This is a genomic window from Povalibacter sp. (assembly GCF_036520495.1).
Lineage (GTDB): Bacteria > Pseudomonadota > Gammaproteobacteria > Steroidobacterales > Steroidobacteraceae > Steroidobacter.
Genome location: NZ_DATDJO010000018.1, coordinates 157,376 through 180,122, shown reverse-complemented (window position 1 = coordinate 180,122; position 22,747 = coordinate 157,376). Strand labels below are relative to the sequence as shown.

The window sequence follows — 22,747 nt, the reverse complement described above, 5'->3', positions numbered from 1 at the left end:
TCCGCTCGACGTATTACTGCTGCTGTTCGAAGCGCAGACGCACCATCGCGCGCTGGGACACTTTCTGGCCATTGCGCTCGACCGGCTCGAACCGCCACTGGCGGATCGCGCGCGTCGCTGCCTCATCGAAGACTTCGGCGGGGCTCGCGTTGCGGATTTCCACGTCTTCGACTCTGCCTTCGGTCGTCACCGTGAACGCCATTTCCACCCAGCCTTCGACGCCGCGCTTGCGGGCCGATTCCGGATAGACGGGGTTGACGGTGCGCGTGCGCTTGAGCACCGCCGCCGACACGACGTTGCTCTGCAGCGCCGTCTGGCTGCGGGCTGCCGAGAGTTCGGCTTCGGCCTGTGCGATCGCGGCGGCGTCGTAGCGGGCGCCGACTTCGCGGGCGCCGGCGAGCAACTGCGCAGAGCGGTCGTAGGCCTTCGCGGCCAATGCCTGCTTGCTCGAGCTCAACAGGCGGGTCGACAGTGCCCGGGAGAGTTCTTCGACTTCCGGGCGGGTCGGTGTCTGCGCGATCAGCTGGTTGAGCGAGTCCTTTGCGCTCGCGCCGGCTGGATCGATCAACTTGCCTTCGTTCAGGCGCTGACGAACCTCCGCCACCAGTCCGTCGGTGTTCGGGGTGGCGGGTCGCCGTGCCGCACCTGCTGCAGCGGCGCTGGCCGATGCGGCCGCAGCCGTGCCCGCGGGGCGAGTGGCATCGGTGATCGAGCGCTGAATCTGCGCGAGTGCCGCGTCGGCAGAGCCGAGCTGACGGGCTGCGTTGACGAATGCCTGCGCTTCGTCCGTGCGGCCTGCGCCGAGGGACTTGCGCGCTTCTTCAGTCAGCAGGCCGCTCAGGTCGCGCATGCTTTGTGCGACCGTTGGATCGGTCGGGTCGAGCCGGCGTGCTTCGAGCAGCGCATCGCGCGCGTTACCGCTGGCCGGTGAGATGAGGCGGCCGTTACTCATACGGTCGTTGGCCTGCGCCACGAGTGCGTTGACGCGATTACCGACATCGCGTGCCTGCGTCAGTTTCAGGCGCTCGCGTTCGCGGGCGATCTGCGTGTCGAGGAAAGCGAGGCGCGGATGCGCAGGATCGATCGTGCGTGCCTGCTCGATGGTGCGCACGGCGTCTTCGAGCTTCTCGGCGGTCAGCGCGGCTTCGGCGCGGACCAGGATATTGTCGACCACGGAACGCACGCCGTTCTTCGCAGCCTGGTTTTCCGGATCGAGCGCCAGGGCGCTGCGGTAGTAGTCCAGCGCGCTTTCGCCCGCCGGCTCAAGGAATTTGCCCTGGTCGAAGGCTTCCCTGGCGAGATTGATCTCGGCCTGCACCGGATCCTGCCGCTGCGGCAGGCTGGCAGGTTCGCTGCCTGGCGTCGCCGCCTGCGGCACTTCCGGCGCTGCTTCCTTGCCGGTGAACTGCGATACACCGAACCAGATTCCGCCGATCAGAATCAGCAGACCCGCGGCGACGGCGCCGTAGGTCACTACGTAATTCTTGCTGCTGCCGCCGCTCGATGCGCCGGAAGCCTGGCGGGTGCTGGCCGCGCTCAGATCGTTGTACTGAGCGATCGCTGCTTCGAGCGACAGGCGGGTCTGGCCGTGGGACAGAGGCGTGAGCAGGAAACGGAAAATACGGCCCGCGGCCGTGAGCTGCATGAGTGACGCGCTGTCTTCGCGCTTGCCGGCGACGACGACGACCAGTTCGGGGAAGTGCTGCGTGAGCTGTGCAACCAGCGCCGCGACATCGGAGGTACTGGCGGTGTCAACGACCAGCACGCCGGGCTTCAGGCTCGGCAGGCGGTCGGCGACCTGGTCCAGATCCGGCGCATGGGTGACCGAGCTGCCCCGAGGCGTGGCCTTGCGGACCGTCTCCACCAGTGCCGCATCGCGGCTCAGAACCAGAATCGGCGGCTGATGCGATTCGGATTCGCCCAGAATCCGCGCACTCTGCGTGTCGTCGATTTCCAGATTGACTTCCTCACCGCCCGCCGGACGGTTGTGCTGAGCATTCGCCATGGACCCACTCCTAGGGGTTTTCACGCTGAGGGCCTAATACTTACTTATGCAAAGTTGGCCGACTGAGACCTGCATCTGGCTTCTCCCGGAATTTCGCGTGAACTGGCTCCAGAAATTGCACGGTCCACGCCCCGTTCGTTCTTGATATTTCGCTCCCTGGTCCGCCCGTGCCACGTTCGCGACTCTGGTTGCACCGCAGCGTTACATGCGGATGCTACCGTCCAAACGGCGGCGCGGTCGCCAGTCCAACGGGTCCGGATGATGCGATATCAACGGCGGACGTTTCCTTCGAGCGCATCACTTTTTCGCCGCCGGCCTGGTCCGGAGCCGTATGCATCTGCGACCCGCAAGACAATTGAGGGAGATGACGATTTACCGCCCGGGTGGCGACAGCTATAAAACGCCGCGAACATCCTCACCGAGTTCGGGGATATAGATTTCATGGAAGCCGCAGGTCGGCCGTCTTTAGGGGACCGATGTGCCGATACCGCCCAGACCCGCGCAGCGCCCGTACCGAGTCGAGTCGCCGAATGGCTCGCGCACGGATCCCTACTACTGGCTCCGCGATGACACACGAACGTCCCCGGACGTGTTGGCCCATCTGCGGGCGGAGAACGATTACACCGCGGCGATGCTGGCGCCGGTCCAGCCGCTGATCGACGGGCTGTACACGGAGATCGTCGGTCGTCTCAAGCAGGACGACAGTTCCGTCCCGGTGCGCTACCGCGGCCACTGGTACTGGACCCATTACGAGACCGGCGGTCAGTACCCGATCTATCTGCGCCGTCGCGACGGCGATGATCCTGCCGCCGCCGTGGTGCTGCTGGACTGCAATGCCATGGCGCAGGGCCATGCCTTCTTCCAGCTCGCGAACTACGAGGTGAGTCCCGACGACCGGCTGCTGGCGTTCGCGGTCGATACGGTCGGGCGACGGCAGTTCCAGCTGCGCATCAAGGACCTGGCAACTGGCGAACTGCTGCCCGACATCATCGAGAATGCCGAGGCCGACCTCGCCTGGGCGGATGACAACCGCACGCTGCTGTACGTCGAAAAGGATCCCGTGACGTTGCTCGGCCGGCGCGTGCGCAGTCATGTGCTCGGCTCGACGGCACCCGATGCGCTGATCTACGAGGAGCTCGACGAAAGCTTCGGCATCGCGCTCGAGCGCAGCAAGTCCGATGACTATCTGTTCATCGGCTCCGAGAGCACGACATCGTCGGAATGGCGCTATGCGCGCGCCAACGACCCGACGTTCGATTTCACGGTGTTCGCGCCGCGCGCCGACGACCACGAATACCAGATCGATCATCTCGACGATCGCTTCCTGGTTCGTACCAACTCGCAGGCGCAGAATTTCCGCATCGTCGCCGTACCGGTCGCGGATCGGCAGGCTCAGGGACAGCCGGATCGCTGGGTCGATGTAATTGCCCACGATCCGCAGATCCTGGTGCAGGATTTCGAACTGTTCCGCGATTTTCTCGCCGTGAGCGAGCGCTCGGGAGGCTTGAGCAAGATCCGTGTGCAGCGCTGGGGACAGAGCGCCGAACTGCTGCTCGCCGACGATCCGGCCTACACGATGCATCTCGGAGCGAATCCAGAGATCGATGCGACGCGGCTGCGCTACGTCTACACGTCACTCACGACGCCGGCCTCGACGTACGACATCGACATCCACTCGGGCGAGCGGACACTGCTGAAGCGCGAGCCGGTGCTGGGCGATTTCGATTCGTCGAACTATGCCAGCGAGTTTCTCTGGGCCCCGGCGCGCGACGGCGAGCGGATTCCGGTGTCAGTCGTCTACCGCAAGGACACGCCGCGGGACGGTTCGGCGCCGCTGTTCCTGTACGCCTATGGGTCGTACGGGCTCAGCATGGACCCGGCCTTCAGTTCGGCGCGCCTGTCGCTGCTCGACCGCGGCTTCATCTATGCCATCGCACACGTGCGCGGCGGACAGGAACTGGGACGTCGCTGGTACGACGACGGCCGTCTGCTGCACAAGTGGAACACGTTCAACGATTTCCTGGACGCGACGGATTTCCTCATCGCGCAGCGCTACGCCTCGGCGGGCAGGATCTATGCGTCCGGCGGCAGCGCCGGCGGCTTGCTCATGGGCACAGCCATCAACATGGCGCCGGAGAAATATGGCGGCGTCGTCGCGAACGTGCCGTTCGTCGACATCGTCACGACCATGCTCGACGAATCGATTCCGCTGACGACGCTCGAATACGATGAATGGGGCAATCCCAACGAAGCAGATTTCTATCGGTACATGCTTTCGTATTCGCCCTACGACAACGTCAGCGCCCAGGCCTATCCGCCGATGCTCGTGACCACCGGGCTGTGGGACAGCCAGGTGCAGTACTACGAACCTGCGAAGTGGGTGGCGCGGCTGCGCGATCTCAAGACCGATACGAATCCGATCCTGCTGCACACCAACCTGGACGCGGGCCATGGCGGACAGTCGGGACGCTTCGAGCGACTGCGCGAAGTCGCGCGTGAGTACGGATTCGTGATTGCCCTGGCGAAATCGGGACTGGCGGCCGGAGCCTGGGGGCCGGTGCCAGAGGCGGAATCACATGCTCCAGCCCCCAGCCCCCAGCCCCCTGCCGGATCTTCGGGTGTTTCATGATCTATTCCGGTTACGTGCTCCTGGCCGACGACAATGCGACCGACGCCGAGCTGACGACTCACGCGCTGGACGTCGGCGGGATCAGTCGCAACATCGTCTGGGTGCAGGACGGCGAGCAGGCCCTCGACTTTCTGTTGCGCAAGGGTCCGTACGCACAACGTTCCTCCGAGCTGCCGCGCCTGATGCTGCTCGACCTGCACATGCCGAAGATCGACGGCCTCGACGTGCTCGTCCGCATCAAGTCGGATCCGGTGCTGCGCTCCATCCCCGTGGTCATCATGTCCTCGTCCGATCAGGAGTCGGACATGCTGCGCAGCTACGAGCGCTTCGCCAACAGCTACATCGTCAAACCCGTGGACTTCAAGCAGTTCACCGACCAGGTCTCGATCCTGGGGCAGTACTGGATGCGGGTGAACAGGGCGATGGAGTAGCTGTGGAGTAGCCGGGCGGAGCCGGCTACTCGGCCAACTGGCTTACTGGCCAACTGGTCTGCTGGCCAGAGTCGGAGGGCCTGCGTCGTTGCCCGAGTGATCGTGCCGTCCTTCTTCTAGTTCCCTTATCTGGCCAGTTGTCTGGCCAGTTGGCCAGCGGACCAGTTGGCAAGTTGGCCGGGGCGTCCGCCCCATCTGTGCTCCATTTCTCTCTTCCGCAATCGCGCCCGCCGCCGGCTGTTCCAATCAAGGACTTGGTCGGCATACTTCGGCCCTGACATAACTACTATCGACGGGCCGACTGGCTTACTGGCCGACCGGCCAGAGAAGCCCGTTCTGGCCAGTAAGCCAGTTGGCCAGTCGGCCAGTAAGCCAGCCGGCCAGCCGGCCAGTCGCCAAGTTAGCCGTTTGAGGGTTTTTCGCTCATGGGTCTCATTCTGGTTGCATACGAGCGCGAGTCCGAGCAGCTGGCGCTGGAGAAGTTGCTGACGCCACGCGGTCATCGTGTCATCCGCGCCTCCAATGGCCTGGAAGCCCTCGAAGCGGCCCGTCGCGAACCGCCGCATGCGGTGGTGTGTGACATCGTGCTGCCGCGCATGGATGGTTTCGCGCTGTGTCGCAAGTGGAAGCAGGACGAGCGGCTGCAGTCGATTCCTTTTCTGTTCTACACGCGCCGTCACGACAATCCGAAGTACGAAAGCTTCGCGCTCGAACTGGGAGCTGAGCGTTTTCTTGCTCGCAGTGAACAACCCGATGCGCTGGTGCAGGCGTTGGAGGAACTGGTTGCCGCAGCGACGCCTGCACCAGCATCTGTCCCCAGGCCAACGCCGACCGTGAAGCTGCCGGCGCTGGATGAAGGCGCAGCGCAGCGCTCAGAAGCATTGGAACGTTCCCAGCAGGCCCTGGCGATGGCGACCGAGCGCGCGCAGCAGGCGCAGGCGCGGCTGCGCAATCAGATCGGCGAACTCGAAACGACGAATCAGCGGCTCGCCGCTGGCGAAGCACGTTTCCGGCGCATTTTCGAAGCCAATCCTCTGCCGATGTGGATTGCGGATCAGGCCACAGGCGGTTTCATCGCGGTCAATGACACGGCGCTGACTGTCTACGGCTACACCCGCGCGGAATTCCTGGCGCTCAAGGCGGCCGCGCTGCTCGACCCGTCGTCGGGCGAGGCGGGGACCGACATCGTCACGCATCGACGCAAGGATGGTTCGAAACTCCATGCAACGATTGCGAGCCGGCCGATCGAATTCGACGGACGCAGCGCCGACGTCGTCAGCGTCTGCGATCTGACCGAACGCATCGCGGCAGAAAGCGCGCAGCGCGAAACCCTGGCGGCCAACCGCTCGCTGGTGAATGCGCTGTCAGATGGCTACTGGCTGCTCGACGCCGACAACCGCATCGTCGAGGTCAACCAGGCTTACTGCGGTATGTCGGGTTACACGGCCGACGAACTGCGCAACAAGCCCGTCGCCGAGATCGAAGAGCGGGGCGCAGAGGCAAAGCCTGCCGCCGGTGGACGTTACGAAGCGCGCCACAAGCGCCGCGACGGGTCGTTCATGGATGTCGAGATCAGCGCCGGCCGGCTCGAAGGCAGTGGACGCGGCGACACGCTGCTCGTGATCCGCGACATCTCGCAGCGGCAGCGCGCGCTGGAAAGTCAGCGCCAGGAGCGCCAGCAGCAGGACTTCCTCATTGACCTGTTCCGCCAGGCCGAAACGTTCGACGAATCCGCCATCGTGCGCCGCGTGGTCGAGCAGGCGGCGGCTGTGACCGGCAGTCCGCTCGCGTATTTCTTCTTCGTCCAGCCCGTCGACAAGACCATGTCGCTGGTGGCCTGGCGCGATCAGGACAAAGCCCGGACATCGATGGCCAATGCGGAGCCACGGCCGCTGGCGCGCATGAGTGTCTTCACTGAATGCGTGCGTGCTGGTCATGCGACATCGAGCAACGATTTGACCTGGAAGCCGCAGCCCGATGGTCTGCCGGACCTGCAGCGCTACCTTGCGGTGCCCATGATCGAGAACGGCCAGGCGATGGCGGTGCTGGGGGTCGCCAACCGCGATGCGGGTTATGGCGAACAGGATCAGAAGGCACTGGCGGCGTTGAGCGATGGCGTCTGGCGCATGCTCCACGCCAAGCGCGCGCATGCGCAGACGCTGGGATCGTTGCAGCGTACCGACGTGGCGTTGCAGGGCATGATCGATGCGTTGCTCACTCTGAGCGAGAAACATGATCCAGGCACGGCGGGATCAGCCCGTCGTGTGGCCGCACTCGCGGTGGCGCTAGGGCGCGAGGCCGGGCTGGACGGCGAGCGTCAGCACGCGCTGCGTATCGCGGCGTTGCTGCATGACGTCGGCAATATCTCCGTGCCGGCATCGCTCCTGTCGCGTCCGGGCCCGCTGACGTCTGCGGAGATGGCGCTGATGCGTACGCACGTGGAAGAAGGCTGCAAGCTGCTCGCCAACATCGATTTCGGCGCGCCGGTGGCCGAAATCCTGTTCGAGCATCACGAGCGCCTCGATGGCAGCGGATACCCGCGCGGCCTGAAGGGTGAGGAAATCCTGATCGAGGCGCGCATCTTGGCCATCGCTGATGTCGTGGAGGCCATGTCGTCGGCTCGTCCCTGGCGCGCACCTCCCGGCGTTGATGCGGCGATGGACGAGATCAATCGCGGCGCCGGGGTGACATACGATCTGCACCTCGCAACCGCCTGCACGCGACTCGTGCGCCAGCACGGGTTTACGTTCCCCGACTGACCGTCTCGCTCCGCCCGGACATCGGTCCCGATTGCCGTCTGCTATTCCAGACAGGGCGATTCACCGCGCATTGATTAATCCTCCGCCTGATGCGTGGTACCTCCATCGTCCGGTCGGCGATACGGGGGTGCCCGATAGGTTGCATTCGACGGACACTGCACACTGCGCCGGTCGAACAAGGGCATAACCGTCGAAAGACGGCGACGCAAAGCCTCCGGTCCAAGGGTTCAGATGAGCCATGGATAGCGGGGTTGCCGGCGAAGCCAACCAGCTTCGTCGTGAGAGATGCGTACCGGACCGCTGTCAGCGGTCGAGTGCGGCTCGCTCCCTTGTTGAAGACAGGTGTTGTCTCACTCGGGAGTTACGAAATGGTCGCAGCGACTTCTTCTCTTCGCGTCACGCCAGCCAGAACATGGCTCGCCTCCGTCATCTGTTCCGCCGGTCTGATGTGCGTCGGCACGGCCGAGGTTGCGGCCGCCGCGAATCGCGCGCCAGTGATCTCGGGCACAGCGCCTGTCACTGTGTCGGTCGGTACGCAGTACTCCTTTACGCCGACCGCCAGCGATGCGGACGGTGACACGCTCCGGTTCTACGTGGCGAACAAGCCATCCTGGGCGAGCTTTTCCATGACCACTGGCCAGCTGCGCGGTACGCCCACGAAGGCCGGTGTCTCGTCGAATATCAAGATCACCGTCTGGGATGGCAGAGTCACCAAGGCGCTGCCGGTTTTCTCGATTACGGCGCAGGCCGCCAGCGCCAATCGCGCACCGATGATCTCTGGCTCGCCAGTGACGACGGCGGCAGTGAATCAGGCCTACAGCTTCCGTCCGACCGCCTCCGATGCGGATGGCAACACACTGGCCTTCAGCATCCAGAACAAGCCCTCGTGGACCACGTTCAACACGACCACGGGCGCATTGAGTGGTACACCCACTGCGGCCGGCACCTTCAGCAACGTCGTCATCTCGGTGAGCGACGGCAAGGCATCGGCGTCTCTGCCGGCATTCGCCATCGCCGTCAGCGCAGCTGCGAACAACGCGCCGACGATCAGCGGCTCACCATCCACCAGCGTCGATGTGGGCAGCGCGTACTCGTTCCGCCCCACGGCTGCCGATGCCGACCGCGACACGCTTACCTTCAGCGTCAGCAACAAGCCTTCGTGGGCGACGTTCAGCACCTCGACGGGTCAGTTGTCCGGCACGCCTTCGGCGACCAATGCAGGCAACTACTCGGGCATCGTCATCAGCGTGAGTGACGGTAAGGCATCGCGCAGCCTCGCGGCCTTCACGATCGCGGTGAAGCAGACGGCGGCGGTGGCGAGCACGACGCTGTCCTGGACTGCGCCGACACAGAACACCGATGGTTCGTCGCTGACGACGCTGGCTGGCTATCGCATCTACTACGGCACGTCATCGTCGGCGTTGAACCAGACGATCCAGGTTGCCAATCCGAGTGTCTCGACTTACGTAATCGATGGTCTTGCGCCGGCGACTTACTACTTCGCCGTGCGCGCGTACACGACTGCCGGTACCGAGAGCGCGAACTCGAACGTTGCGAGCAAGACGCTGCAATGATGCGTGCGCGAAATTGCATCCGAGTTGCAAACACAATCGCTGCGGCAGGGAACGACGCAGCGATTGCAAGCGCAGTCCATAAGTTCGCGATCATTATGTTTTCCGACGTTGTTATGTGAACCCGCAAAATCACCTGAGCTGTCTGTGCACAACGACAATTGCCAAGACATTTTCGGTGAGGTCTACTCGAACACGCTCAAGGGCAAACCCGCCGCAAGGCGGGGACGCAAAGCCTCCGGTCCGGTAAGCGCACAGGCGCAGGATAGCGGGGTTGCCGGCCAGAGGACTTCTGTTCCTCCGTCGTCACACCTGCAATTCCTTTCCTGATGTTTACCGCCGCTGGCTGCCCTTGGTAGTCGAGCTGTTACCGCTCGATCGCACGCAGCGGGTTTCTGCCGAGTGTCCTGATGATGGGGAAGTAACGGCGAGAATTTGCGGAAGATGAAAAGGGCAAACCCGTTGAAAGGCGGGGACGCAAAGCCTCCGGTCCGACGCGCGCTGCGCGGGATAGCGGGGTTGCCAGCAAAAATGAATCTGTGCACGCATCGACTCACCCTGTCGATGAAGCGCTGGTTCAGGCAGTCGATCGGTGGCGCAACGGCGTCAGCACACATCGACGAACGCGTCATTGCCTTGGCCGAATGTCCACAACGCTCGCGACAGTTGTCGCGACGTGTAGAGAGCAGGTGCAAGCAATGAAACCAGGATTCGGGAGCACGATGATTCGACGCTTCACCGGAATGACCATCGTTCTGCTTGCTGCAGGGGTGCTCGCGGCCTGCGGCGGTGGCGATGACGATGCCGCGGATGCTCCGCCGCCGGCCGTCCCCACCAGTCCCGCTCCGGATCCAACACCGACACCGAATCACCCGCCCGAAATCGAAGGCACACCGGGCGCCGCGATCGACGCCGGACAGGATTACACGTTCGTTCCGAAAGCCAAGGATGCGGACAACGACTTCCTCGAATTCGTGATCACCAACAAGCCGGGCTGGGCGCAGTTCAACACCGAAACCGGTGCATTGAGCGGCTCCCCGCAGGACGCAGACGTCGGTGAAACGTCGGACATCACGATCAGCGTGACCGATGGCCGCGACCAGCGCGCAGTCGGCCCGTTCCGTATCCGCGTTCGCCCGCGCGATCAGCCGGCACCCACCGCGAACAATGCGCCGACGATCAGCGGCACGCCTGCGACATCGGTGGATGTCGGCGCTGCTTATCGCTTCACGCCCACTGCTGCCGATGCTGACAACGACAAGCTGACGTACGCGATCTCGAACCGTCCTTCCTGGGCGAGATTCAGTACGTCGTCGGGCATCCTCAGCGGCACGCCGGCCACGGCCAACATCGGCAACTTTGCGAACATCGTCGTCAGCGTCAGCGATGGCGTCGTCTCGACGGCGTTGCCGGCCTTTGCCATCAGCGTGAAGGGACCGACCAACAACAGGCCCGCCATCGGCGGCACGCCGTTGACCTCGGTGCAGACGGGCCAGGCATATTCCTTCCAGCCCACCGCCACGGATGCGGACGGCGACGCGCTGACCTGGAGCATTCAGAACAAGCCCTCGTGGGCCACCTTCAGCGCATCGAGCGGTCGTCTGACGGGCACTCCGGCTGCCTCGAACGTTGGATCGTTCTCGAACATCATCATCAGCGTCAGCGACGGCAAGCTCTCGGCATCACTCGCCGCCTTCGCGATCGCGGTCCAGGCGGCGCCAAACAGCGCACCGAAGATCAGCGGTTCGCCCGCGACGACGGCGCAGGTCGGTACGGCCTATTCGTTCCAGCCAACCGCATCGGACAGCGATAGCGCCGATACTCTCGGTTTCAGCATCCAGAACAAGCCCACCTGGGCGACCTTCACCGCATCGAACGGTCGGCTCAGCGGCACACCAACCGCCGCTGGCAGCTTCAGCAACATCATCATCAGCGTCAGTGACGGCAAGGCCACTGCCTCGCTCGCTGCGTTCACGCTCACCGTGAGCGCGGTCTCGACGCCGCCGCCCACCAACAGTCCGCCGGCCATCTCCGGAACACCGGCGACGTCCGTGCGAGTGGGCAGCAGTTACAGCTTCCAGCCGACGGCCAGCGACCCGGAAGGTGCGACGCTTACGTACAGCATCAACAACAAGCCGGGCTGGGCAACGTTCAACACGACCACAGGGCGTCTGAATGGCACGCCGACGGCCGCAGGTGCGACCTCGAACATCGTCATCAGCGTCAGCGATGGCACGACGAGAGTCTCGCTGCCGGCATTCAGTATCACCGCCAACTCTGCCACGTCGGGCAGTGCGACCCTGTCGTGGGCTGCACCGACCCAGAACACGGATGGCAGCGCCTTGAACGATCTGGCCGGTTATCGCATCGTCTACGGCACCAGTTCCTCGGCCCTCAATCAGACGATTGAGATATCGAACCCGAGTGTTATGAGCTACGTCGTCGACGACCTCGCCTCGGGCACCTGGTACTTCGCGGTGAAGGCCTACACATCCGCAGGCGCCGAGAGTTCGCAATCGAACGTCGCCAGCAAGACGATCCCCTGATATCCAGCGGAGCCCGGTGCACTGCCGGGCTCCGCTGCACTCGATCCCCTGCATTCCACGGCTGTTGCCGTTGACCACTTCGTAACCGCGTTTGCGGCACCCGCATTTAGTATCCTCGCCCGGCGCGTTCATCCTGGACGCGCGATCGGCCCCTATCACGGTGAGGATTGTCGATGACCGAAACTTCAACAGACTCGTGGCTGGGCAGGCTGCTGGGCCGGCTCGCCCCCATCGAAACCCGCGAAGTTCGCGCCGTTGTCGCTGCGTTCTGCCTCTTCTTCTTCATGTGGGCCGGTTACTTCGCCGTGCGACCGCTACGGGAAACGATCGGCACGATCATCGGGCGCGATCAGGTGGCAGATCTGTGGATGGTGACCTGGGCCGTGTCGCTGCTGATCATTCCCTTGTACGGGATCATCGTGGCCCGCCTGCGTCGCACCGTCTTTCTGCCTGCGATGTACGGTTTCGTCGCGGTCGTGCTCGCCATGATCGGCGTGGCCCTGCATGGGGAGCAGATCGATCCGCTGGTCGGCAAGTTCTTCTATGTCTTCATCAGCGTGGTCAATCTGTTCCTGCTGTCCATCTTCTGGAGCTTCCTGCTCGAGCTGTTCGACAGTGGCCAGAGCAAGCGGCTGTTCGGCGTCATCGCTGCGGGTGGCAGCGCCGGCGCTCTGGTCGGTCCGCTGATTTCGGATCTCAGTGTCAGCACGATCGGTAACAACGGCCTGCTGTTTCTGGGTGCAGCGCTCTTCGTCGCCGCTATCGTCTGCCAGCGGCTGCTGCTCAACATCTGGCGCGACCGCACGGAAGTCGTCACGGAGGATCGGCCGATCGGCGGCAATATGTTCGCCGGCGTCACGCTCATCCTGAAGTCCCCGTACATCCTCGGTATCGCGGGATTCGTTGTGCTCATCTCCGCGGTGAACACGTTGCTGTACTTCGAGCAGCTGCGGCTGGTCGAGGTCAACTATCCTGAGATCACGGATCGCACCCGCATCTTCGCGCGCTTCGACTGGATCGTGCAGACCCTCACCGTCCTGTCGCAGATCTTCCTGACGGGCCGCATTGCGCAGCGTTTTGGTGTCATCGCCCTGGTCACGGTCATTCCCTTGATCATGGTGGGTGGCTTCCTCGCGTTGGCGGCCTCCGGGACGCTCGTTGTGCTCGCCGTCGTGTTCATTCTGCGCCGGGCGATGGAATACGCCTTCGTGCGCCCGGGCCGCGAAATGCTCTGGAGTCCGCTCGACAAGGAAACCAAGTACAAGGCGAAGAGCACCGTCGATGTGCCGGTGTATCGCGGGGCCGATGCGCTATCGGCTCAGCTCAACAAGGGGCTGGAAGGCATGGGCTGGGGCCCGGCGGCGCTCGCCATGCTCGGTGCGGGTGTCGCGGCGGTCTGGGCACTGCTCGGCTGGTGGCTGGGGCGACGCTTCGAGAAAGGCGTGGCGAAGACCGGATAACGAGAAAAGAAGATTTTCCATGGGGGAGCACGGGGAAGAAGAAATAAAGATCTTCTGCTCCCGCCCCGTGTTCCCCCGTGGAGGTCTTCTCTTTGCCCTGCCGGCTTGCTACTTCAGCGCAAACCGCACCCGCAGGATCGCCCGTTGATCGACGGCCTTGCCGTTGCGCATGACCGGCTCGAAACGCCACTTGCCGAGCGCATCGAGCGCTGATCTGTCGAAAACGCCCGCGGGCTGCGATTCGCGCACGGCGAGGTTCTGGGGCGTGCCATTGGCGGCGATGATGAACTCGATATCGACCCAGCCCTCGATGCCACGACGCTCGGCGTCGGACGGATAGGCGGCCGGGACTTCGCGCGTGCGCGGTACGTCGCGAGCCTGCACCATCCGGTTTGCCGCATCCCGTTCTTCCCTGGCGCTCGTGATCTGTTCGCGGAGGGTTCGTGCATTCGACATGCGCGGCACCAGAGTTTCTGCCCTGCCGGTCAGCAGCTCCGCGCGATCCAGGTTGCCTTGCGCCAGCGCCGTCCGGCCGTGGTCCAGTAAGGTGAATGCCAACCGTTGCTGCTCCGAGCGGATCGCTGGTACCTCGGGCGATTGAGTTGCCAGCGCCTGCAATCGTTCGAACGCGTTGTTGCCGGCGGGATCGATCAGCTGACCGCTCTCGCGCAGCCGAATGACGGGGGCGAGCTGCGCGTCGATCGCTGCACTCGCAGCGGCTGCATGGACGGCATCGAGTTCGCGACCGACGTCCGGCAGGTCCGGTAGCGTCAGCTCGAATTCGCTGTCCAGGGCTGTCGCCGCAGCGAACTGCACTCGCGCCAGAGCGGCATCGTTGGTAGCGATCGCCTGGCGCGTCTGCTCCAGCAGGCGCGAACCGATGTCGGTCGCCAGGATTCGATTGGCCGTCTCGTCTTCCCCGAGATCGCGTGCAGCGCGCAGATAGAACACTGCGCTGTCGTTTTCGGGTTCCAGCAGTCGTCCCGCGGCAATGCGCTCCCGAACCCGCAGCGTGTTCGGCGCTGCGCGTTGCGTTGGCTGAACGGCGGCGGCAGGCGGGTTGGTCTGTATCGGTCGGACGGAACGCGATAGCGAGAGCAGCTGTTCGGTCAGCGTCGCGAGTTGCGGATGATCGGGCTGCGCCTTTTGCAGGACGGTGAAGGCACGCGAAGCGGCGGCCGCATCACGCGCCTGAAGCGCCTGGGTCACCTGCGTTTCCAGCGCATCCAGCACGTCCTGTACGCCGGCTAGAGCCGTCACGTTGTCCGGTTCGAGTGTGAGCACAGATCGAAAGCGATCGAGCGCGTTGTCGCCGACCGGTGCTGACAGGCGACCGGCCGACATGGCCGCCTGAGCCGCAGCGAGGACGTCAGGAATGACAATGGCCGGCTTTGCTGGTTGTGCGGTGGCGACGGGTTCGGGTATGGGCGACGGCGTGACGTCGTCAGGTCCGGATCGCTGCAGATAGATGGCTGCGCCGATGGCGAAGAGCACCGCAACGGCGCCGCCGGCGATCAGTGGAATTCGCTTGCCGGGCGCACCGAGTTCCATGACGCTGGCGAGTACAGGCGACGTATTTCCGGAAAGTTCGTAATGACGTCGAGTGGCGGTCGCAAGAAACAGATTCGCACGCGCCGGTGAGACTGGCTTGTGCAGGAAGCGGTATACGCTGCCTTTGCTGATGAGAGCTGCGACTCGCCCTTCTTCTTCGCGACGCCCGGCCGCGAGCAGCACGAGTTCGGGAAATTGCACTTGCAGCCGTTCGAGCGATGCCGCGGCATCGGCGCGCAGCAGCTCCATGTCGGCGATCAGGACGCCGCAATGCCCACCGACGAGCAGGTCGACGGCGGCTTCGATGGAAGGTGCATGCCAGAGCGTGTGCGAGGCGCCGGCAGCCTGCAGCGTCGCAATCAGCGCCTCATCGGCGCTGACTACGACGAGATCCACAGCGTCGCCGCTCAGCGTGCCGGCAACACTGAGCGCTCCAAAGGTGGCGTCCCGTTGCCGGCGTTGCATGGCATTGATGAATCGGGCTGGAGGCTTTCAGACGACGCGGGACGCCGCCGCTATCCCAGGCCCGATCACTCCAGGCAGACGACCAGCTGCGCCGAATGGCTGCGCCAGTTGATCGGGATGACGAATGAACGTGTGTTGTCCGGGGTGACGACTTTCTCCGGTTCGCCGGCGACGACCGTCGGCACCGAAATCATGAAGTCCTTGCCGAAATCGCGGCGTGCATTGCCGGAGATCGTGTTGGCGACTTCACCCACGAGATCGCACATGTTCTCCTGAGTCAGCTCGGTTTCGCCCATGCGCATCAGCATGACCGTGAGCATGGGACGCGAAGCCGTGAAGTACACGATGCCGCGGCGTTTGCCGGCGATGCTGATGAGGCCGGTGAATTCCTGCACCGTCGGGCGCCCTTCCTGGACGATGTACGGCGAGCCGACCGATGCGGGCTGATTGGCTGCAGTGGCGAAATAATTCGTCGTTCCGTCAACGAAGGTTTCGAGTTCGACTTTAGTCATCATTGCCGGCGCCCCTCAGCAGCTCTTCGAGCGCCTCAGTCAACTGTCGATCGGTGAAAGGTTTGCACAGAAAGCCATTGGCACCCTTCTTCAACGCTTCGATCGCGGTGGCTTTGTCGGACAGGGCGGAGATGACCAGGATCAACACGTCGGGCTTGATCCTGACCAGGTTCTCGACGCACTCGATGCCGTCCATTTCCGGCATCGTGATGTCCATCGTCACGACATCCGCTGGCTCCTTGCGGAACGCCTCAACGGCCAGCTTGCCGTTTGCCGCGGTAGCGATGACCTGCAGACGGTCGATCTTCAGTTCACGCTCGATCTTGCGACGGATTATGTTCGAATCGTCGCAAATCATGAGCTTGAGCTTACCGTTCGTCAACGGGTCAGCCTTTGCGTTTGCAAGCGCCATTGAGAAACCTCTTGATGTCCTTGTTCGGGTTGTAAGGCACGTTTGTCATGCAGCGACCGCGCGCGCCGAGGCGGGTAGCCAGATCTTGAATTTCGAGAAGCGGCCGCCGGCCGAGGCGAGTCCCACGCGACCCCCGAGTTCGGCCACCAGAATGCGGACCAGGTCCATGCCGGCGCCGCGACCCGCATCCGTCGTGACACGATCCGCCGTCGAGAAGCCGGGGCGGAATATCAGTGCCATGGTCTGGCGCGGATCGAGCAGCGAAGCCTGCGCCGGTGTGATCAACCCGCGTTCGACAGCCACTTCCTTGATGCGATCGAGCTGCAGGCCGCGACCATCGTCCTGTACGACGAGTTCGAAACCTTCATTGCCACGCTGTGTGAATTCGACGCCGAGGAAACCCGTCGCCGCTTTCTGTGCTCTGGCGCGATCCTCCGGCGACTCGATGCCGTGGACCACCGCGTTGCGCACGAGCTGGATGGTGATGTCCTTGACGGCGCGACGATAGGCTTCGGGTACTTCCGACAGGCCGCTGCATTTGACCGTGACCTGCTTCGAATGCGACGAGGCGACCTTCGCGGCGAGATCTTCGAGCGTACGCTCGAGGCCCGCGGCCACTTCGCCTTCTGCTGGCTGCTGCTGTGGCAGCGCCTGCATCTGCATGGTCTGATCGTGCTTGCCCGCCAGCCAGGCATCGACCTTGGCGGCATCGGTGTGACCGCCGCCGGCGGTACGACGCGCAGCGATCGCGTGGTGCAGATCGACCAGTCGGCCGAGCATCTCGCGCACTTGCGCCAGATGGTTGAAGAGATCGTCGAGCTTGACGACGAGCGGCAGGAAGTCGCTGCCCGAGAGCGTCGGCCGGCCCTTCAGGTCGCTCAACGATTCCTCGAAAGCGTGGGCACGCTGTTCGACCGTCTTGAGGCCGAGTGCCGCGGATTCGCCCTTGACCGCGTGCACCTGACGGTAGATGCCGTCGATCTTCGCGCGGAAGGCCGACTCTTCGCGGGCCGGCTCCTTCAGGATCGAGTTCACCATTTTCAGCGATACGTCGGCGTCGGTGAGGAAGCCGGTGAGGCTGTCCGGTTCGACGTGCAGGATGCGCAACAGCAGATCGAGCTGGGCCTGCGCCTTTTCCTGGGATTCCTGCAATTCGCGCGACAGCATCACGCGCTTGGTCACGTCGTTCACCGTCACCAGCAGATGGGACAGCGAGCCTTCGGATTTCACGCGGTTGAAATCGAATTCGAGGTAGTGCGTATCGAAGCCGCCGGCCGGATTGTCGAAGTGAACTTCGACTTCGTTCAGCGGATTGATGGTCTTGACCAGCTTTTCGTTGACGCGCTCGCCCCACAGCAGCGCGACGTAGTCCATCGCCGTCTTGAGGGTTTTCTCCGGCACGATGTCCTTGAGCAGGTTGTCGAAGGACAGGTTGAGGAAATCTTCGCGGCGGAAGATCGTGTTCAGCGCCATCGACCGTTCGCTACCGAGCTTCAGCTCCTTGTCGAGCAGGAACAGGCCTTCGTTCACCGTGCGCAGGATGTCCGCCGTCTCCTTGCGGGCCCGCGTCGAGACCATTTCTTCCTTGCGCATGTTGCGCGCGAAGTAGAAGAACAGCATGCCGAGCAATCCCAGGGCCGCGACCAGACCGATGATCTGGATGGCCCGCAGCACGCCCGCCTTGCCGTTGCTCTCGGCTTCCACTTGCGATGAGAGTTCGTTCGCGATGCGCGACAACTGCGTCTGCGACGCGATGGCATAGGTACTCAGATCGGCGAGTGCACTGCTCAGTCGGCGGCCGCGGGGACTGAGCTGCACGCCGGCATCTTTCTCGACGGCTGGCGCCGCCGCAGCGTTCTTGCCCGCAGGAGCGGGTGTCGGTGCAGGGGCGGCTTCAGCGGCATACGGTGAACCGGAGAAACGCAGCACCGGATCCAGCTTGGCTTTGTAGCCTTCCCATACTTTCTTGCCATCCGCGACCAGCGTGCGCGATTCCTCCGAGTCGAGTGCAGGCACGCTGATGGTGGCGCCCGAGCTGTCCGATACCAGGCCGCCACTCAGACTGATGATGGCGTGATCGAAGGAGGTGGCCGCAGTGCGCAGCGATTCGATGGCCTCGTCGACGCTCTCTCCCGCCTGCAGGCGTGCGGCGATAGCGGCGATGCTGCCCTGTATTTCAGCGGGCTGAGAACGCAGGGTGGACAGGAATTTGACGCCGGCAACGTTGTCCGCGAAGCGGCCTGCGATGCTGTGGTTCAGTGCCAGGATGGCGATGAAGGCGATCAGGAAGCCGGTGATCGCGAACACAATTCCCTTGTATCGACCGAGATCTAGGATGCCCATTGACGATTCCCCTGTGACCTTGAGTTTCCGGCGTCGATCGCAAGACGTGCTGGTTGCGATGCACACGCCAAGAGCCTGCCGCACGGCGCAGAACGACTCGAGGAGCCGAACGCGAGGCCAGCGGCGGGCAAGCTGTGCGTGTATATGACAATAAGGCGAATCCTGACGCTCGAACCAGTTCCCGTTTTTGAAGATCGGAACCTTGCGCCAGTTCAAAGTTTTCAGCCGGCTGTCGGTGCAAGCCGACGGGAGGCGGAACCGTTGGTGCCGTGCGGCGTGACACCCGTGCGACAGTGCAGCATGGAGTGGCCGCCCGCTGAGAAATTGCAGTTATCCGACCGTGACTTAGCACTGCGAAGGCCTGTCTTCTTTTGGCAACATGTAGATTTTTCGTTGTGGTTGCAATGGGTTATGGCGCCTCCGTGACTATGAAGTTGCTCGACAACAGGTCGGCGAGGCGTTCATGATCGGCGCGGGTGAGGACTCACACGGGTGTGGCAGGGCATGCGCAACGAAATAGAATTCCGCTCCCACGTTTCCAGAAAGCACCGGGTCGCGCTCGAAGGGTTGGTCTTCTTCAACTCCTGTCAGGCGCGTGTGGCGGCTTGTATCGCTGACGCCGTCGAGATGTTCGGCGCCCCTGAGATCGTGCCGGAGGATCCGGATCGATTGCGTCTGCGCATCGCCGGCATGCAGGAAGCGCAGTGCCTGTTCGCCGTTGACAAGGAAACCGGCAAGCCGGTGGGTGTGGCGATCTATATCCGCCCGGATCTCGAACACATTACCGTTCTGCACCTGAGCATCGCGGCGGAATACGCCAGCGGCGGATTGTTCTCTGACGAACACCTGCTGCTGCGCCTGCTGCGTGAGGTGAGGCGTTCGACGCGCCGCATGAAGGGCGTACGCCGCCTCGAGTTGTACTACGGGCGTAACCGGACACCCCGCTGGAGCGATGCCGAGGCTGCTCTCGCCACCGGCTGAATACTGCGTTCCGTCGCTGGCGGCGTCGAATTCGCCGCTGTATAAAGCCTCTCCTCGAATCGAGACGGCTCCCGCTTTCCGTGAACATCGATCGGCCACGCGGCTCGAGATCCGCCACCATTGCTACTCAGACCGTCGCGCTCGTAGTGACGGCTGTGCTGTGCGCATTCCTGTTCGGCCTGCTCGGTCGCCGGTCCTGGGTGCTGGATCTCTTCGCGCATTTTCGCGTGCAGTACGCGGCGATCCTGTGCATCTGCGGCCTGGCGCTCATGATGCTGCGCCACTTCCGGAGTGCGGCGGCCGTGCTGACAGCTGCCGGACTCATCGCGGCGAGCATTGTCGGCTACACCGGCTGGCCCTCACAGGAAGCCCAGGCAGCCAGCGGCGGGTTCCGCTTCGTCACGTTCAATCGCTACTACCACAACGACAGGATTGCCGAGGTTGGCGCATGGCTGCAGGAGTCCAGGGCCGATGTGGTGGTTCTGCAGGAACTGGATTCGATGCTGATCGTGCAGAAGCTCGCGGCCGTGCTGCCCGACTATCCGCATTGGCATGCCGGGCTGAATGCCGAATCCGACGTCGCAATTTTCAGTCGCTGGCCGATCCGCAGTGCCGATCTCATCGAACTCTCGCCGGGCGGCGCGCAGGTGACGAAGGCGGTGATCGACTGGAATGGTGAGCCGATCACGCTGATCGGTGTGCATCTGCACTGGCCGCTGGGACCGGAGGTCACGCGACTGCGCAACTCGGAATTGCATGAACTGGGCGTCCTGGCGCGCGCAACGCCGGGTCCGCTGCTCATCGGTGGTGATTTCAACATCACACCGTGGTCGCCGGTGTTTCGCGAGGCCCTCGTCGATTCCGGTCTGAGCGATTGCGCGCACGGCCAGGGACTGGTGACGAGCTGGCCATCGATTTTGGGGCCCGTGGGCATTCGTATCGATCATTGCCTCGCCAGCGATCACTGGCGAGTGATGAATCTATCCGCGGGTCCCGCACTGGGCTCGGATCACCTGGCGATGATCAACGATCTCGAGCTGAAACGCTGAGCGCTATTCGCTGACCCGCCGGATGATGTAGCCACCGGACTTCTGGTCGGGCTCCAGCGTCAGCAGTTTACGTTGCTGCGCATCTTCAAGCAGATCACTGAACGTGCGGAATCCATAGTACGTTTCGTTGAATCCCGGGTTGCGACGCTTCAAGGTCTGCTTGACCATCGATCCCCAGATCTTTTCGTCCTGGTCGCGTTCGCTCGCCAGCGCTTCGATGGTGTCGAGCACGAGGTCGAAGGCTTCCTGCCGACGGTCCTCGTCGGTTTTCTCTGCCTTCGGCAGTTCCTTGGGTGCGGGCCCGGTGCCGGTGGCGGCAGGCTGCTTGGGCGCTGTCTTACGACGGGCGCGCTGCTGCTTCTTCTCGTTCTGGCGCACCAGATCGTCGTAGAAAATGAACTCGTCGCAGTTGGCGATGAGCAGGTCCGACGTCGAGCTCTTCACGCCGACGCCAATCACCGTCTTGTTGTTCTCGCGCAGTTTGCTCACCAGCGGCGAGAAATCCGAGTCGCCGCTGATGATCACGAACGTATCGACATGCGCCTTGGTGTAGCAAAGATCCAGTGCATCGACGACCAGCCGGATGTCGGCGGAGTTCTTGCCCGACATGCGCACGTGCGGAATCTCGATCAGCTCGAACGACGCCTCGTGCATCGGTCCCTTGAATTCCTTGTAGCGATCCCAGTCGCAGTACGCTTTCTTGACGACGATGCTGCCTTTCAACAGCAACCGCTCGAGCACCCGATCGATGTCGAACTTGGCGTATTTCGCATCGCGGACACCGAGCGCAATGTTCTCGAAATCGCAGAACAGCGCCATGCTGGTAATTGGGTGGGACATAGAATGTAGGGGCTAACTGAGTGACTGGCCGACTGGTCTGCTGGCCAGATGAAAAGGAAGTCGGTGCGGGAAGGTTGATGGTGGTTCATTTCCGGCCAGCGAACCAGTTGGCCAGCAGATCAGTGGGCCCTTGCTCACAACCATCCCTTCCGTCTGAACACAGCATACGTCACTCCCATCGACGCGAGCATCAGGCCGAGGGAGAAGAAGAAATTGCTGTAGTTGCCCGGCAGGTCGGGGAGCAGGTGGAAATTCATGCCGTAGATGCTGGCGATCAAGGTCGGTGGCATGAACATCACCGCAGCGACCGAGAAAATCTTGATGATGTTGTTCTGCTCGACGTTGATCAGGCCGAGCGTCGCTTCGAGCAGGAACGAGACTTTCGAGCCGAGGAAGCTGGCGTGATCCGAAAGCGAGGTGACGTCGCGGCTGATCGAGCGGAAGCGCCCACGCTGCTCCTGCGTCATTTCCGGCAAACCGGTCTGCTGTACGAACATCACCAGGCGGCCCAGGCTCACGAGACTCTCGCGCGCTTTGGAGTTCAGCTCGCCGTTGAAGCCGATACGTTCGATCAGTCCGCGCAGATCGCGGCTCGTGGGCGTGCCGCCCTGGCTGTTGACAACGAAAATCGTGCCCGAGACTTGATCGAGATCGTTGCCGACCCGTTCGAGGACGTCGGCGATGCGTTCAATGAATGCTTCGATGAGGCCGGCAAGGATGGCCAGTGAGGACTGGCAGGAATTCGGATGCTTCTGCGCGTACGCGATGAATTGCTGAAACGGCTTCGTATCCACGTAACGGTTGGTGATGAGCCGGCCGTTCGCGAGGATGAACGTGACTGCGGCGATCTCGGGCCTCCCGGTATCGAGCTTTGCGGCCACCGTTGCCGTCATGTACAGCGCGCCGTTTTCTTCGTAGAGGCGATTGGAGGTCTCGATCTCCTTCATTTCCTCGCGCGTCGGCACGTCGATCGGCAACAGCGCCTCGACGGCTTTTTCTTCCTCGAGCGTCGGTTCGAGCAGATCGATCCAGATCACTTCCGGAGGAACGGGAGCCTGCGCCGCGGCATCGACACTGATCAATCCGTGCGGGCTGGAGGCAAAAACTTTCAGCATGAAGAACGAGCCCTGCTATGCCGGCGACGGGATGTCTCCGCCAGTCTACGCGCCACGCAGGGGTCGCGTTCCGCAGGA

The 22,747-nt window shown here is 63.2% G+C and carries 15 protein-coding genes and 3 riboswitches; of the genes, 8 read left to right on the top strand and 7 right to left on the bottom strand.

Going from position 1 to position 22,747, the window contains the following annotated elements:
• Nucleotides 1-13: 13 nt before the first annotated feature.
• Nucleotides 14-2,005, bottom strand: a complete 1,992-nt coding sequence (locus VIZ63_RS06040; RefSeq protein ID WP_331608630.1) for a TonB family protein — start codon at nt 2,003-2,005, stop codon at nt 14-16.
• A gap of 478 nt (nt 2,006-2,483) precedes the next feature.
• Between VIZ63_RS06040 and VIZ63_RS06035 the strand changes: the two genes are divergently transcribed.
• The 6 genes from VIZ63_RS06035 (at nt 2,484) to VIZ63_RS06010 (ending at nt 13,401) form a co-directional block, all read left to right on the top strand.
• Complete coding sequence (locus VIZ63_RS06035; RefSeq protein ID WP_331608629.1) at nt 2,484-4,634, top strand: S9 family peptidase; 2,151 nt, start codon at nt 2,484-2,486, stop codon at nt 4,632-4,634.
• Complete coding sequence (locus tag VIZ63_RS06030; protein ID WP_331608628.1) at nt 4,631-5,065, top strand: response regulator; 435 nt, start codon at nt 4,631-4,633, stop codon at nt 5,063-5,065. The genes VIZ63_RS06035 and VIZ63_RS06030 overlap by 4 nt, the downstream gene beginning before the upstream one ends.
• Before the next feature lie 425 nt (nt 5,066-5,490).
• Nucleotides 5,491-7,824, top strand: a complete 2,334-nt coding sequence (locus VIZ63_RS06025) for an HD domain-containing phosphohydrolase (protein ID WP_331608627.1) — start codon at nt 5,491-5,493, stop codon at nt 7,822-7,824.
• A gap of 170 nt (nt 7,825-7,994) precedes the next feature.
• A riboswitch (cyclic di-GMP riboswitch) is annotated at nt 7,995-8,083 on the top strand.
• Between the two features lie 109 nt (nt 8,084-8,192).
• Complete coding sequence (locus tag VIZ63_RS06020) at nt 8,193-9,398, top strand: fibronectin type III domain-containing protein (protein ID WP_331608626.1); 1,206 nt, start codon at nt 8,193-8,195, stop codon at nt 9,396-9,398.
• Nucleotides 9,399-9,589: 191 nt separating this feature from the next.
• Nucleotides 9,590-9,677: riboswitch (cyclic di-GMP riboswitch) on the top strand.
• Nucleotides 9,678-9,837: 160 nt separating this feature from the next.
• Nucleotides 9,838-9,922, top strand: a riboswitch (cyclic di-GMP riboswitch).
• A gap of 171 nt (nt 9,923-10,093) precedes the next feature.
• Complete coding sequence (locus VIZ63_RS06015) at nt 10,094-11,941, top strand: putative Ig domain-containing protein (protein WP_331608625.1); 1,848 nt, start codon at nt 10,094-10,096, stop codon at nt 11,939-11,941.
• Between the two features lie 173 nt (nt 11,942-12,114).
• Complete coding sequence (locus VIZ63_RS06010) at nt 12,115-13,401, top strand: NTP/NDP exchange transporter (RefSeq protein WP_331608624.1); 1,287 nt, start codon at nt 12,115-12,117, stop codon at nt 13,399-13,401.
• A gap of 108 nt (nt 13,402-13,509) precedes the next feature.
• On the opposite strand, the gene VIZ63_RS06005 is transcribed toward VIZ63_RS06010, so the two are convergent.
• The 4 genes from VIZ63_RS06005 to VIZ63_RS05990 form a co-directional block, all read right to left on the bottom strand.
• Nucleotides 13,510-15,417, bottom strand: coding sequence for a TonB family protein (locus VIZ63_RS06005; protein ID WP_331608623.1), 1,908 nt, complete (start codon nt 15,415-15,417; stop codon nt 13,510-13,512).
• 65 nt (nt 15,418-15,482) lie between these two features.
• A complete protein-coding gene (locus VIZ63_RS06000; RefSeq protein ID WP_331608622.1) occupies nt 15,483-15,932 on the bottom strand; it encodes a chemotaxis protein CheX in 450 nt (149 codons plus the stop codon).
• Complete coding sequence (locus VIZ63_RS05995; RefSeq protein ID WP_331608621.1) at nt 15,922-16,341, bottom strand: response regulator transcription factor; 420 nt, start codon at nt 16,339-16,341, stop codon at nt 15,922-15,924. The genes VIZ63_RS06000 and VIZ63_RS05995 overlap by 11 nt, the downstream gene beginning before the upstream one ends.
• 45 nt (nt 16,342-16,386) lie before the next feature.
• On the bottom strand, nt 16,387-18,684 hold the full coding sequence (locus VIZ63_RS05990) for an ATP-binding protein (RefSeq protein WP_331608620.1): 2,298 nt from the start codon (nt 18,682-18,684) through the stop codon (nt 16,387-16,389).
• Between the two features lie 504 nt (nt 18,685-19,188).
• On the opposite strand from VIZ63_RS05990, the gene VIZ63_RS05985 reads away from it, so the two are divergent.
• Complete coding sequence (locus VIZ63_RS05985) at nt 19,189-19,665, top strand: hypothetical protein (RefSeq protein ID WP_331608619.1); 477 nt, start codon at nt 19,189-19,191, stop codon at nt 19,663-19,665.
• A gap of 80 nt (nt 19,666-19,745) precedes the next feature.
• Nucleotides 19,746-20,714: an endonuclease/exonuclease/phosphatase family protein gene (locus VIZ63_RS05980; protein ID WP_331608618.1), complete on the top strand. Its 969-nt coding sequence runs from the start codon at nt 19,746-19,748 to the stop codon at nt 20,712-20,714.
• Between the two features lie 3 nt (nt 20,715-20,717).
• Here the strand turns inward: VIZ63_RS05980 and VIZ63_RS05975 are convergent, their stop codons facing one another.
• The gene (locus VIZ63_RS05975) at nt 20,718-21,554 is read right to left on the bottom strand and encodes an NYN domain-containing protein (protein WP_331608617.1); all 837 of its coding nucleotides are present in this window, start codon (nt 21,552-21,554) and stop codon (nt 20,718-20,720) included.
• A gap of 134 nt (nt 21,555-21,688) precedes the next feature.
• Nucleotides 21,689-22,669: a magnesium transporter CorA family protein gene (locus VIZ63_RS05970; RefSeq protein WP_331608616.1), complete on the bottom strand. Its 981-nt coding sequence runs from the start codon at nt 22,667-22,669 to the stop codon at nt 21,689-21,691.
• Nucleotides 22,670-22,747 lie beyond the last annotated feature (78 nt).